Consider the following 12420-nt stretch of genomic DNA (forward strand, 5'->3'; position numbering starts at 1 on the left):
TCTAAGCCTCGAAGTAGCTGAGCCGACGTTTCGCAGCGCCGATCGGCTCCCAGCCTGATCAAAGTCAGGATTGACACGTGCCGATCGTCAAATCCTGGTTCGCGGCATGAGACATTTAACGTGGGTTGGGCCGGCGTGAGATCAGCTTCCGGAACCGGCTCACGTGTCAGATCGAAATGTGTGTGGCATTACCCTCCCGCTACGACTATGCCACGGATCGGTTTACATATGATGGGACCTCAGTGTGGCTGCTGATCAGGCCGAGAACCACAAGAAATATGCGACGCATGACCACCCGGACGCGAATCCCCAGCCAAAAGCCAGGTCGGAGGACAGTTCCGAGGAGCAGAATGGCGAAAAGAAGCCCTCGCTTCTCGAGCGCTTTCCGATCATCCGCTACGTCCTCAACGCCGCGCTCGTTGCGGGCATCGTCGCGGCGGTCGTCTGGTACCTGAACTACCGTGCGAGCGGCCAATACCTGCAGTCGACCAACAACGCCTATGTGCGCGCGGACTTCGTGACCGTTTCACCGAAGGTGGGCGGCTATGTCGAGCGAGTGCTCGTCGCCGACAACCAGCCTGTCGGCCGCGGCCAGCTGCTCGCCGTCCTCGATCCTCGTGACTACCGCGCCAATGTCGAACAGGCGCAAGCTCAGATCGCCGCCGCCGGCGCCAACATTACGACTGCGCGCCGGACGCTTGACGAACAACAGGCCACTGTCGCTCAGGCCGCCGCCCAGGTTGCGAGCGCCGAGGCCGCCGCGGCAGCGGCAGAGAACGAGGTAAGACGCTACGAACCCCTTACTCGGACAGGAGCGGAATCGCGTGAGCGTCTGGCAAACCTTGTCCTTCAGCGTGATCGAACCGCCGCAGAGCTGCGCGCGCAGCGAGCCGCCTACCTCGCCGCGCGTCGCAGTGTCGCGACGCAAGCGGCTCGCATCGGCCAGGCGGAGGCGCAGCGTGGCACCGCGCAGGCGCAGCTTGCGCGCGCCTCGACGGACCTCGGTGCGGTCGAGATCCGCAGCAGCATCGACGGCGTTGTCGCCGACAAGGCGGTCCGGGCCGGGCAATATGTCCAGCCGGCGACCCGGCTGATGTCGGTGGTGCCAGTCGATCAACTCTACATCGAAGCCAATTTCAAGGAGACCCAGGTCGCACTGATGCGCGTCGGGCAACCCGTGACCATCAAGGTGGATGCACTGGACGGCGCCGAACTGCGCGGCCGGGTTGCGAGCTTCTCGCCAGGCACGGGCGCGCAGTTCTCGCTCATCCCGCCCGAGAATGCGACCGGGAACTTTACCAAGATCGTTCAGCGAGTGCCCGTGCGGATCAGCATTGAAGCGGGGCCGGAGGCGCGCCGGGTGCTGCGTCCCGGCCTGTCGGTCGAAGTCACGGTCGACACGATCAGCGCAAAGGGAAGTCGTGACCGGATCGAGCAGGAGACCCAGCGGCTGAAGCGCGACGAGACGCAGGGCTCGCGCTGATGGCGTCCGAACGCGCCGGCCTTCGCGACTGGCTCGCCGTTGCGGCGGGCACGATCGGGTCGTTCATGGCGCTGCTCGACATCTCGATCGTCAATGCGGCCTTGCCCACCATTCAGGGCGAGATCGGCGCGAGCGGCACCGAGGGCACCTGGGTCGCGACCTCCTATCTCGTGGCGGAGATCGTCATGATACCGCTCAGCCCCTTTCTCGTGCGCCTGTTCGGCCTGCGCAACTTCCTTCTGGGTGCAGCGGTCAGCTTCACCGGCTTTTCCATCGTGTGCGGGATCTCGACGACGCTGCCCATGATGATCGCTGGCCGCGTGGGCCAAGGCTTCACCGGCGGTGCGCTGATCCCGACCGCCATGACCATCATCGCGACACGGCTGCCGCCGTCGCAGCAGCCGATCGGCACCGCCGCGTTCGGCGGCACAGCGATCCTGGGTCCGGTGCTCGGTCCGATCATCGGCGGCTGGCTCACCGACAATTACAGCTGGCATTACGCCTTCTTCCTGAACGTGCCGGTCTGTGCAGGGCTTGTCCTGCTCCTGCTGTTCGGGCTCAAGCACGAGCATCTGCGGCTCGACCAGCTACGCCATGCCGACTGGTTCGGGATCGCGGGACTCGCGATCGGCCTGGGTGCGCTCACCGTCATGCTTGAGGAGGGGCAGCGCGAAATGTGGTTCGAGTCCGCCATGATCGTGAAACTCGCGATCGCCACGGTCTTCGGCTTCGCGCTCATCACGATCGGACAGGTCCGCTCCGCGCATCCCGTGCTCAAGTTGTCGCTGATCTTCAGCCGCTCCTTCGGTAGCGTCTTCGTCCTCAGCCTCATCATCGGCGTCGTGCTCTACGGCGTGACCTTTCTCATCCCCCAGTTCCTCTCATCGATGGCGGATTATAGCGCGCTGCAATCGGGCAAGGTGGTCTTCGTCTCCGGTATCCCCGCCCTGATGCTGATGCCGTTCCTGCCGCTAGCGTTCAAATATCTCGATGTTCGCCTGGCGGTTTTCGTCGGCATGACGCTGATCGGCGTCAGTTGCGCCATGGATTGGCACCTCACCGCGCAGTCGGCTGGGGGCGACCTGACGGGTTCACAGCTCGTCCGGGGCTTCGGGCAGATCTTCGCCATGATGTTCCTCAACCAGGCAGCGATCAGCGCTGTAGCGCCCGAGGATGCTGGTGATGCGTCCGCGCTGTTCAATGCGGGGCGCAATCTAGGCGGATCGATCGGCCTTGCCATGATGGCGACCCTCCAGGACCGACAGACCTTTCTCCACTTCAATCGGCTGGGCGAAACGGTGTCGGCCAATGCAGCGACCACGCAGGAATGGTTCGCGAAGGCTACGGCCATGCCGTCCGGCGAAGCAGGCGCCTATCGGCAGCTTGCGGGTCAACTCCTGGAGCAGTCCACCGTCATGGCCTATAATGACCTGTTCTTCGCGCTCGGCGTCGCGATCGCGGTCACGACGCCGCTGGCACTGTTCCTCCGCCCGATCTCCTCCGACACGCAGATGGCGATGCACTGATGAAGCGACTCAGCTGGGCCATTCTGCCCGCCCTCCTGACCGGATGCGTCGTCGGACCCAACTATGGAGGGCCGCCGGGCGTCGCGAGTGGGGAGCGCTCCGGATCGACATTTCGCCGCGCAGATCAGGCAGTCACGTCACCGCAGCTCCCTATCGCACGCTGGTGGGAAGGCATGGGCGACCCGCAGCTCACGACCCTGGTCGACCGCGCGCTTGCCTCCAATCCGGACGTGGCGATCGCCGAGGCGCGCATCCGCAAGGCGCGCGCCAGCTTGCGCGAACAGCGCGCGAACCAGCTTCCCACCGTCTCGGCGTCAGGCACTGCGATCGTCGCCGATCTCCCCGCAGGCTCGCTCGCGCTGCCGACGCAAGGCGAGCAATCCGATCGTATCAGGGCCGAGTTCTATAATGCCGGCCTGGACGCATCGTGGGAGATCGATCTGTTCGGCGCGCGACGCCGCGCTGCCGAAGGTGCCCAGGCCCAGGCTCAGGCGGCCGAAGCCAATAAAGCTGATGCGCAGGTTCGTCTGTCGGCGGAGGTTGCCCAGAACTATGTGACCCTGCGCGAACTTCAGCAGCGCCTGATCCTGGCTCGCCGCTCCGCGCAGCTTCAACAGCGATCACTCGCCCTGCTTCAACAGCGCGAACAACGCGGTGCATCGTCGCGCGACGAAGTGGTTCGGCTGAAGACCGAGCTGACCCGCACGGAGGCCGGGCTGTTGCCGCTCGAGGGACAGATCGCGACCACGCTCGACCAGCTTGCCATGCTCACCGGCGACGAGCCCGGAGCACACGATGCCTTGCTGTCTGCCCCCGCCCCGATTCCGATGATCCCAGGGACTGTCGCGATCGGCGACCCGGCCGCGATGCTGCGACGCCGGCCTGACATTCGCGCAGCCGAGCGGCAGCTGGCGGCATCGAACGCGCAGATCGGGGTCAACGTCGCCCGGCAGTTCCCATCGGTCAGCATTATGGGGATCATCGGGCTCGGTGGTCCCAATATCGCCGATGTGGTTGATCCTGACAGCGTCGCGGGCCTGCTCCTGCCGCGGATCAGCTGGAGCTTTCTCGACTTCGGCCGTAATCGTGCCCGGGTCGAGCAGGCGCGGGCTGACCGAGACGAGGCGGAAGCACAATACCGCAAGGCGGTTCTCGGCGCGCTGTCTGATGCTGAAACCAGCCTGACCCGCTTCGGCAATCAGCGCCGTAACCTGTTTTCGTCTGTCGCGAGCCGTAACGGTGCCAGACAGTCAGCGACCTATGCCGGGCAGCGATATGCACAGGGAGCGATACCGCTGACCACGTCCATCGATGCCGAACGCGCGGCGCTGGCTGCCGACCAGTCAGTGCTGGAAGCGACCGGCGAACTTGATCGTGCCTTTATCGCCCTCCAAAAGGCGATGGGACTTGGATGGAGCCAGCAGTGACAGTCTTGCAGCGATGCGAGGGGAAGGCACCGACCGCGTGACGGCTCCGCTTCTGCCGCCTCCTGCCCAGTATCTGCGTGATGACGCGATCAGGGGAGGAATGGATCTGATGTTCTTTGCCCACAGATCCCATCTGGCGCATGCCGACGCCGAGCTGGCAACGCGTACCCTCGGACGGGCGCATCACCGCGCCCTGTACTTCCTCGGCAGGTACCCGGAAATCTCAGTCAGCGAACTACTGGACGTTCTCTGCGTCACCAAGCAATCGCTCGGCAGGGTAATGCGGGATCTGATCGACCGCGGGCTCGTCTGCGGACGTGTCGGGGAGCGCGATCGACGGCAGAAGCTGCTGTCGCTCACCGACGAGGGACGTGCGCTGGAGCACGCGCTGTTCGAGGAACTCAGGCGCAACATGGCGAACGCGTATCAGGCGGCAGGAGAGACAGCCGTCACGGGCTACTGGATCGTAATGCAGCATCTCATGCGCGGTGAAGCACGGGAGCAGTTCCGCAGGCTGCACTCCCGTCAATAATCGCCATTAACAGGTACCGGACCAGGTCGAAAGGGGGGCTTGATCGATCTGGCCCGGTGGGTATCACCTATCCTGCAAGCCCGGAGGGAGTAAGCGACTTGCCGGTGGTGAGCTCGTTTTCCAGCACCGGGACCGCGGTGCCGGCGACCTGCTGCAGCGCCGGGTCGGTCCCGTCCTGCGCGTAACCCTTGTGCACGGCCCACGCGGCCTGCTGAACCTGCGCGGACTGCGTCAGATACAGATTGTCAAAGGCGCTCTTGGGCGCCTTCTGGAGCAGCTTGAGGAGGGCAGCGCGGTCAGCGGACAGGCTCGAGGACGGCGCCTTGATCGTGCGCTGATCATTCTTCAGCGCCGCCAGCAGCGCCTTGTGGCTGCTCTGCGTTTCCGCCAGCACGCGCTTTGCATAGGCCTTGACGTCGTCTCTCTGCGCGCGCGTCGCGGCAAGCTGCGCGGCCTTGATCTGGTAAAGGTTCGCATCGGCCGCAGCGAGCACGTAATTGGGCCCGCTCTGGCTCGCGATCGGCGAGACGCCGATGTCAGCGCTGGTCATTGTTCCCGAAGTGGCGGGCGAAACGGCCTGCGCTAGCACTGGTACCGGCGCCAGGGTGAGCAGCGCAGCGACAATCGCAATCTTCATCGAGGTTCTCCGTCGGTGTTGTCAGGCATTGACCGAAATCAACGGGTCGAACGATAAGGAAACGGAACGGTTCCCTTTCTTGCGACGCACCTCGGCGCCCTGCTGGAGAGGTGGCCGCTCGGACGTCTGGAGGTACGCGGCGATGATGAACATGGCGGCTCTTGAAGCCGTTCCAATGCCGGTTAGGTCGAAATCTGAAGCGGCAGACCGAATTGCGAGGTTTTCCTTGCGCAAAAGCGGCGTCTCCCGCGCCTCGATCGTGTTCGCTCTGCTCTGCGTTGCCATCCTCACTGGCTGCGACCGAACTCCTCGCGAGGCGCCTCCGCGAGCGAAGGACACGATCAGCGTACCGCCGCAGACCTCCACCATCGACGTGCCGATCGTCGCGGACCTGGGCAAGCTGGCGGCAACTCTCGAAAAGGCGGTTCCGCGTCGCCTTTGGTCAATCGACAAGCCGGAGCAGACCTGCGTCCCGCCGAAGAAGGTCAAGATCCTCTTTGCGAGAATTAAGACGCCCGCGATCCGGTGCCGCATCACGGGCACCGTCGTCCGAGGGCCGTTGGTGCTGGAGGGCTCGGGCAAAACGATCACCGTCACCATGCCGCTTCACGCCGCGATCAGCGCCCGGGACGTGGGAGGCGTGCTCAGCCGGGAAACAGCCGAGGCGGACGCCCGCGTTCGGGCAGTAGCCAGGCTCGACATCGCCGGCGACTGGTCGCCGCGCGCAACGGTATCGATCGCCTACGACTGGACCGACGAGCCGCACGTCGACTTCCTGGGCCAGCGCATCGAGTTCACCAGCAAGGCCGACGCCAAGCTCGCCGGCGTCGTCGCGCGCCTGGAGGACGCTCTGCCGCAGGAGCTCGGCAGATTGCAGCTGCGCAAGCAGATCGCGCAGGTGTGGGGCGCGGCGTTCACCTCCGTCCAGTTGAACCGGGCGAACCCGCCGGTGTGGATGCGGATCACTCCCCGACAGTTGAGCTACGGAGGCTACACTATTTCGCGCAATCGGGTGAACCTGCGGCTGGGGCTGACGGCGGGGACGGAGACCTTTGTCGGCGATCGGCCTCCTGATCCGCAGCGCCAGCCGCTCCCCGACATGACGCGCATGCAGCCTGGACCCGGCCGCATCCTGTTCGCCATACCCGTCATCGCCGACTATCGTCAGCTGGAGCCGGTGCTCGCAAAGGCATTGGTGAAGCGTTCCCGCCGCCCCTTCGAGGTGCCCGGTGTCGGTGCGGTGCGCGCGCAGTTTCACCAGGTGACCATCTACGGTACGACGGGCGGCAAGATCGCGGTCGGGCTCCGCTTCAGTGCGGCAGCCGAAGGCGGGGAGCCTTCGCGGGGCACGATCTGGCTTACCGCCACGCCGCGCAACGCCGTCAATGATCGCCGTGTCGCGTTTGACGATCTCACCGTCGCAGGTGTGACCGACTCGGTCCGAACAAGCCTGCTCCTGAAGCTCGTGAACGCCCCCGGCATCTCCAGCACCGTGTCCGCCGCGCTGACGCAGAACTTCGAAAAGGATTTCGACGAGCTGCTCGCCAAGATCACCCGTGCGATCGACGAGAAGCGGATTGGCGACCTGATCGTGCGCGCCCACATCACGGACGTGCGCACGGGCCAGCTGAAGGCGGCGGGGCAAGGCGTGTACCTCCCCGTATGGGGGCGCGGCACGGCCACGATCCGCCTTGCTCCACGATAGAGGACGCCCGACCTCACGACGGCAACCGGCACGGACCGGCGCATTGCCCACGCATTGGCCTGGCGGCATGTCTCCATCCCATGAGAACTCGTATAAAGATTTGCTGCATCGCCTCGCCGGATGAAGCGCGGATCGCGATCGCCGCGGGGGCGGATGCGCTGGGGCTGGTGGCACGCATGCCCTCTGGTCCCGGTCGGATCTCCGACAGGGCGATCGCAGAGGTGACGGCGCTCGTGCCACCGCCGGTGGCCACCTTGCTGCTGACATCCGAGATAACCGCCGACGCCATCTCCGCCCATGTCCGCGCGACCGCTCCGGCGGCGGTCCAGATCGTGTCGCACATCGATCCCGCGGAGTCGGGCAAGCTGGCGGCGCTGGAGCCGCACGTCCGCCGGATCCAGGTCATCCACGTCGAAGGGCCCGACGCGCTACAGCTGATCCCGGCCTATGAGCCTTGCGTTCATGCCTTCCTGCTCGACTCGGGCAGGCCCAACGCCCCGGTCGCTGAGCTGGGCGGAACCGGCCGCGCGCATGACTGGGCGGTCAGCGCCGCTTTCGTCCGTGCGACCGAGAAGCCGGTGTTTCTTGCCGGGGGCCTGACCGCCGCTAACGTGGCGGAAGCGATCAGGCAGGTTCGCCCCTTATGGTGTCGACCTGTGCTCCGGCGTCCGGACGGGTGGTCAGCTCGACCCGCAGAAGCTGTTCGCCTTCGTCACCGCGGTCCAGCAGATCGACGGGGAAATGGCGCGGGCGATGTGACGGCACTGGCACCGGCGTGAACGCCTTCCTCCGCCGGCGTCCTGTGCAGTTGAGGTTAGCCCCCCGTCACAGACTTGCCGCCTCCAGTTCGCGAAGCAGGCGATGCGGATCGAACGGCTTGGGCATGAACGCGGTTCGGACCGGCAGATCCTCGCTGTCCAGGGGCACGTTGCCCGACACCACGAATAGGACGGTCGGCGGATAGCGCCTGCGCACGTGATGAGCGAGCGCAAGGCCGTCCATCGACCCAGGCATGTTGACGTCCGTCAGAACAGCGCCGATCTCCCTGTGACGATCGAGCAATTCGATGGCGCTCTCGGCATTCGTGGCCTCGAACACTCTCCAACCTGCATGTTCGAAGAAGTCGACCAGATCGAACCTGAGGATGGCTTCGTCTTCCACGATCAGGATCGTCTTGTTCGCAATCGGCTTACGCTGGCCCACTAAATGTTTCCATCATTGATCGAGACGTCTTCAAGGCGTGCATGGAGGGTGAACGCGAACCCTTCGGCGTCGAAGGCAGTTTCCGTCTTGCCGCTGGTGTACGCGCTCAACGATCGCTCGATGAGAACCGAACCGAAACCCTTACGCTGCGGAGCCTGCACGGGTGGCCCGCCGTGCTCACGCCAGTGAACATCCAGAAGCGCCTCACCTCCCTGATCCGCAATCCCCCACCGAAGTGACACAGTCCCCGTTTCATTGGATAGAGCCCCATATTTCGCGGCATTGGTTGCGAGTTCATGAAGCGTGAGCGCAAAGGCGAGCGTGACCTGGGGCTTGATGGCGATGCGCGGCCCGTCGATGAGGATGCGCGTGCCGATGGCGCCATGAGGGGTCAGTGTTGATTTCCGCTGAGAGTTGACCCGGGATTTTCATCGAGAAGTGACCCGGGTTGAAGATATGTCCCGCGATGCGGGTGATGGGTCAAGCTGGCGATTTTTCCTTTCGTGGTTTGGGCGCCGCGGCGGCGGTGCTGGCTCTGAAGCGGAAGCTGTCGTTTCCGGTCTCCAGGATGTGGCAGTGGTGCGTGAGCCGATCGAGCAGCGCGGTCGTCATCTTGGCATCGCCGAACACGCCGGCCCACTCGCTGAAGCTGAGGTTGGTGGTGATGACGACGCTGGTGCGCTCGTAGAGTTTGCTGAGCAGGTGGAACAGCAATGCCCCGCCTGACGAGCTGAACGGCAGGTAGCCGAGCTCATCGAGGATCACGAGGTCGAGACGCAGCAGCCGATCGGCCAGCTGGCCGGCCCTGTTCATGGCCTTTTCCTGCTCGAGCGCGTTGACCAGGTCAACGGTGGCGAAGAAGCGGACCTTCTTGCGATGATGCTCGACCGCCTGGATGCCGAGCGCGGTGGCGATGTGGGTCTTGCCGGTGCCCGGCCCGCCGATCAGCACGACGTTGTGGGCGCCGTCGATGAACTCGCCGCGGTGCAGCTGGCGAACCATGGCTTCATTGATCTCGCTGGAAGCGAAGTCGAAGCCGGCGAGGTCCTTGTAGGCCGGGAAGCGGGCGGCCTTGATCTGGTAGGCGATCGAGCGGACCTCGCGCTCGGCGACCTCGGCCTTGAGCAGCTGTGACAGGATCGGCACCGCGGTATCGAAGGCCGGCGCCCCCTGTTCGACGAGTTCGCTGACGGCTTGGGCCATGCCGTACATCTTCAGACCGCGAAGCATGACCACGACGGCGGCGCTGGCAGGATCATGACGCACGGGCGGTCTCCTTGTTGCGGAGCGCGTCGTAGCGCTCGACGTTAGCCCTGGGCTCGCGGACCAGGCTCAGCGCCTGTGGGGCGTCGATTCTCGGCGGGGTGCCAGCTTTGCCGTCGGTCAGCCGGTGCAGGATGTTGAGGATGTGGGTCTTGGCCGGAACGCCGGCTTCGAGCGCCAGCTCGACGGCGCAAAGCACCGCCTGCTCGTCGTGCTGCAGGACGAGGGCGAGGATCTCGACCATCTCCCGGTCGCCGCCGGGGCGCTTGAGAAGATGGCCCTGCAGCCGCCGGAACGCATCAGGCAGCTCGGCGAAGGGCGCGCCATTGCGCAGGGCGCCAGGCTTGCGCTGGATCACCGCCAGATAGTGCCGCCAGTCATAGACCGTCCGCCCCGGCAGGTGGTGCGAGCGTTCAATGATCCGGTCATGCTCGCACAGGATCTGGCCTTCGGCGGCGATGACGATTCGGTCAGGGTAGACGCGTAGGCTGACCGGCCGGTTGGCGAAGGATGCCGGCACGCTGTAGCGGTTGCGCTCGAAGTGCACGAGGCAGGTCGGCGAGACCCGCTTGGCGTGCTCGACGAAGCCGTCGAAGGTCCGCCCCAACGGCATCAGGCTGACTACCTCGTCGGCCCAGGCATCGCCGATCGTGCCGGGCAGGACGCCATGCTGGATCTGGCCCCATTGCTCGATGCAGCGCTGTTCGAGCCAGGCGTTGAGTGCCGCCAGATCGGGGAAGCTGGGCAGCGGCTGCCACAGTCGGCGCCGGGCATCCTGGACATTCTTCTCAACCTGTCCCTTCTCCCAACCGGCGGCCGGGTTGCAGAAATCCGGCTCGAACAGGTAGTGGCTGGCCATCGCCGCGAACCGGGCATTAACCTGCCGGACCTTGCCGGCACCGATCCGGTCGACCGCGGTCTTCATGTTGTCGAAGATCCCGCGCCGGGGGACGCCGCCGAGAACCCGGAACGCCTGGGTCAGCGCATCGAACAGCATCTCGTGGGTCTGGAGCAGATAGGCTCTGACGATGAACGCCCGGCTGTGCGACAGCTTGCTGTGCGCCACCTGCAGCTTGGTCCGCTCGCCGGCAATGATCGCCCAGTCCTCGCTCCAGTCGAACTGGAACGCCTCGCCCGGCGCGAACGCCAGCGGGACGAAAGTACCGCGGCCGCTGGTCTGGGCATCACGCTGCCGCTCGGCCTTCCAGGTGCGAACGAAGGCCGCGACGCGGTTGTAGGATCCGTCATAGCCCAGCACGACCAGATCGGCGTGCATCTGCCTGGCGGTGCGCCGCTGCTTACGCGACCGGCCCGCCTCGATCCGTAGCCATGCCGACAGCTTCTCGGCGAACGGGTCCAGCTTGCTTGGCCGCTCGGGAACCTTGAACTTCGGCTCTACCGTGCCGGCGCGCAGGTACTTGCGGATCGTGTTGCGCGACAATCCGGTGCGTCGCTCAATCTCCCGGATCGGCATCCCTTCGCGGAAATGCCAGCGCCGGATTACGCTCAATAACGCCATGTCGATCACTCCTTGATCCCCCGACGCAAATGCCAGGGGGAAGCTCAGAACATGGGTCACTTCTCAGTGGAAACTTTGGACCTTCCCGGGTCAGCTCTCAGCGGAAATCAACAGCGCCTAGTTCTTCGAACCTAGGGGCAGCCGCGCTAACATGCCCCCGGTGCGGTGGTTCCCCAGGTGCGTCGGGCGGCGCGTTCAGGCGCACGCGCCGGCAAACCCTTTCAAGGATGTGCTTTGGTATTCACCCTGCCGGGGCACTCAAGCGCTCTAAATCGACGTTCGGTACCGATCCCGGCAAAATCTGGACAGGCACTCGCGGTCCAGAGCTTAAGCGTGCTGATATGGAAAGGAGCGCCCGCTTCAGTGCTCAGAATGCGAGGCGCAACTGGCGATCATCGTGCGCAATGTGGCGCCAACGAATATCTGCTTGCTGCGTCACCCGAACAAGCGGCTGCCTGACGAGACGCCGCTAGGAGCGGCTGGACCTTAAACGCCAAGCAGCCGTGTGATCTGCGGCTGGCGCATTCGCTGCGATACTAAGCAGCGCACAATCGCTCTTCTCGATTCACCGCGACAGCTGTCGCGGTCCTCACGCTCGGAGGAATGCCGCCTTCCTTTGAGATGCGACCTGCCGCGAGGGCCTTCGCCGTTGCCGCGACGGCAGGTTCTGAGAGGCGCACCGTGCGTTCCAACGCAGCCTCAAGGCTTCCAATTACGGATGCACGCGACTTACGCTCGAGCTGGAAGGGGTCATCCTGCTGGAGCAGAACATGACCAACGAAGTGCAAACGCCGACTCGACTGATCAGGCTGCCGGAGGTCAAGCTCCGCACCGGGCTTGCTCGGTCTTCGATCTACAGAATGATGGAGGATGGCTGCTTCCCTCGCCCTCGCAAGCTGGGGCCACGCGCCGTCGCGTGGATGGTAAGCGATATCGACCATTGGATCGACAGTCGCCCTTCGAAGCAGGTCCGATAGAACTCGAGGGCAGAGGAAAGAGGGCGTAAGATCGGTGAACTGGAGGCGAACGTGACCGAGTCACTCAGCAAAGCCGCGACACCTCATCTCCCCGCTGGAGGAGGTGTGTTACCTAGAATGTTACCTAGAGCCACTCGGGTGAGGGATG

The 12420-nt window shown here is 64.7% G+C and carries 13 protein-coding genes; 8 read left to right on the forward strand and 5 right to left on the reverse strand.

Features of this window, described 5'->3' with window-relative positions:
• Window positions 1-244 precede the first annotated feature (244 nt).
• The 4 genes from ACM61V_RS12420 to ACM61V_RS12435 all read left to right on the forward strand — a co-directional run bounded on the left by ACM61V_RS12420 (window position 245) and on the right by ACM61V_RS12435 (window position 4968).
• A complete protein-coding gene (locus ACM61V_RS12420) occupies window positions 245-1483 on the forward strand; it encodes an HlyD family secretion protein (protein ID WP_419714032.1) in 1239 nt (412 codons plus the stop codon).
• Window positions 1483-3009, forward strand: a complete 1527-nt coding sequence (locus ACM61V_RS12425; protein WP_066707300.1) for a DHA2 family efflux MFS transporter permease subunit — start codon at window positions 1483-1485, stop codon at window positions 3007-3009. The genes ACM61V_RS12420 and ACM61V_RS12425 overlap by 1 nt, the downstream gene beginning before the upstream one ends.
• Window positions 3009-4436, forward strand: coding sequence for an efflux transporter outer membrane subunit (locus ACM61V_RS12430; RefSeq protein WP_083956699.1), 1428 nt, complete (start codon window positions 3009-3011; stop codon window positions 4434-4436). The genes ACM61V_RS12425 and ACM61V_RS12430 overlap by 1 nt, the downstream gene beginning before the upstream one ends.
• 100 nt (window positions 4437-4536) lie before the next feature.
• Complete coding sequence (locus ACM61V_RS12435) at window positions 4537-4968, forward strand: MarR family winged helix-turn-helix transcriptional regulator (protein WP_096614143.1); 432 nt, start codon at window positions 4537-4539, stop codon at window positions 4966-4968.
• A gap of 67 nt (window positions 4969-5035) precedes the next feature.
• Here ACM61V_RS12435 and ACM61V_RS12440 read toward each other — a convergent pair whose 3' ends face one another.
• A complete protein-coding gene (locus ACM61V_RS12440; RefSeq protein WP_066707305.1) occupies window positions 5036-5605 on the reverse strand; it encodes a DUF4142 domain-containing protein in 570 nt (189 codons plus the stop codon).
• Between the two features lie 21 nt (window positions 5606-5626).
• The gene (locus ACM61V_RS12445; protein WP_255266731.1) at window positions 5627-5758 is read right to left on the reverse strand and encodes a hypothetical protein; all 132 of its coding nucleotides are present in this window, start codon (window positions 5756-5758) and stop codon (window positions 5627-5629) included.
• A gap of 73 nt (window positions 5759-5831) precedes the next feature.
• Here ACM61V_RS12445 and ACM61V_RS12450 point away from each other — a divergent pair, with 73 nt between their 5' ends.
• Entirely contained in the window at window positions 5832-7310 is a 1479-nt protein-coding gene (locus ACM61V_RS12450) for a DUF4403 family protein (protein ID WP_249341523.1), read from the forward strand.
• Between the two features lie 80 nt (window positions 7311-7390).
• Window positions 7391-8089 carry a phosphoribosylanthranilate isomerase gene (locus ACM61V_RS12455; protein WP_245857932.1) on the forward strand — a complete coding sequence of 233 codons (699 nt, stop codon included), beginning with the start codon at window positions 7391-7393 and terminating at the stop codon, window positions 8087-8089.
• Window positions 8090-8135: 46 nt separating this feature from the next.
• Here the strand turns inward: ACM61V_RS12455 and ACM61V_RS12460 are convergent, their stop codons facing one another.
• Window positions 8136-8513: a response regulator gene (locus ACM61V_RS12460; protein WP_096614145.1), complete on the reverse strand. Its 378-nt coding sequence runs from the start codon at window positions 8511-8513 to the stop codon at window positions 8136-8138.
• A 41-nt stretch (window positions 8514-8554) separates the two neighbouring features.
• Between ACM61V_RS12460 and ACM61V_RS12465 the strand changes: the two genes are divergently transcribed.
• Entirely contained in the window at window positions 8555-8752 is a 198-nt protein-coding gene (locus ACM61V_RS12465; protein ID WP_419714033.1) for a hypothetical protein, read from the forward strand.
• Window positions 8753-8993: 241 nt separating this feature from the next.
• Here the strand turns inward: ACM61V_RS12465 and istB are convergent, their stop codons facing one another.
• Both istB and istA read right to left on the reverse strand, forming a co-directional pair.
• Window positions 8994-9779, reverse strand: coding sequence for an IS21-like element helper ATPase IstB (istB, locus tag ACM61V_RS12470; protein ID WP_419713736.1), 786 nt, complete (start codon window positions 9777-9779; stop codon window positions 8994-8996).
• Window positions 9769-11295 carry an IS21 family transposase gene (gene istA / locus ACM61V_RS12475; protein WP_419713735.1) on the reverse strand — a complete coding sequence of 509 codons (1527 nt, stop codon included), beginning with the start codon at window positions 11293-11295 and terminating at the stop codon, window positions 9769-9771. The genes istB and istA overlap by 11 nt, the downstream gene beginning before the upstream one ends.
• Before the next feature lie 770 nt (window positions 11296-12065).
• On the opposite strand from istA, the gene ACM61V_RS12480 reads away from it, so the two are divergent.
• Window positions 12066-12272 (forward strand): helix-turn-helix transcriptional regulator, encoded by a 207-nt coding sequence (locus tag ACM61V_RS12480; protein ID WP_096613649.1) that lies wholly within the window; start codon window positions 12066-12068, stop codon window positions 12270-12272.
• Window positions 12273-12420: the final 148 nt, after the last annotated feature.

The sequence above is a fragment of the Sphingomonas sp. TX0543 genome (assembly GCF_048565505.1).
GTDB lineage: Bacteria > Pseudomonadota > Alphaproteobacteria > Sphingomonadales > Sphingomonadaceae > Sphingomonas.

Bases quoted from the DNA above. Each gene is read 5' to 3' on its own strand.
- istA (WP_419713735.1), bottom strand. From the start codon at position 11,295: ATGGCGTTATTGAGCGTAATCCGGCGCTGGCATTTCCGCGAAGGGATG.
- ACM61V_RS12465 (WP_419714033.1), top strand. From the start codon at position 8,555: ATGGAGGGTGAACGCGAACCCTTCGGCGTCGAAGGCAGTTTCCGTCTT.
- ACM61V_RS12425 (WP_066707300.1), top strand. From the start codon at position 1,483: ATGGCGTCCGAACGCGCCGGCCTTCGCGACTGGCTCGCCGTTGCGGCG.
- ACM61V_RS12440 (WP_066707305.1), bottom strand. From the start codon at position 5,605: ATGAAGATTGCGATTGTCGCTGCGCTGCTCACCCTGGCGCCGGTACCA.
- ACM61V_RS12435 (WP_096614143.1), top strand. From the start codon at position 4,537: ATGGATCTGATGTTCTTTGCCCACAGATCCCATCTGGCGCATGCCGAC.
- ACM61V_RS12430 (WP_083956699.1), top strand. From the start codon at position 3,009: ATGAAGCGACTCAGCTGGGCCATTCTGCCCGCCCTCCTGACCGGATGC.
- ACM61V_RS12455 (WP_245857932.1), top strand. From the start codon at position 7,391: ATGAGAACTCGTATAAAGATTTGCTGCATCGCCTCGCCGGATGAAGCG.
- ACM61V_RS12445 (WP_255266731.1), bottom strand. From the start codon at position 5,758: ATGTTCATCATCGCCGCGTACCTCCAGACGTCCGAGCGGCCACCTCTC.
- ACM61V_RS12480 (WP_096613649.1), top strand. From the start codon at position 12,066: ATGACCAACGAAGTGCAAACGCCGACTCGACTGATCAGGCTGCCGGAG.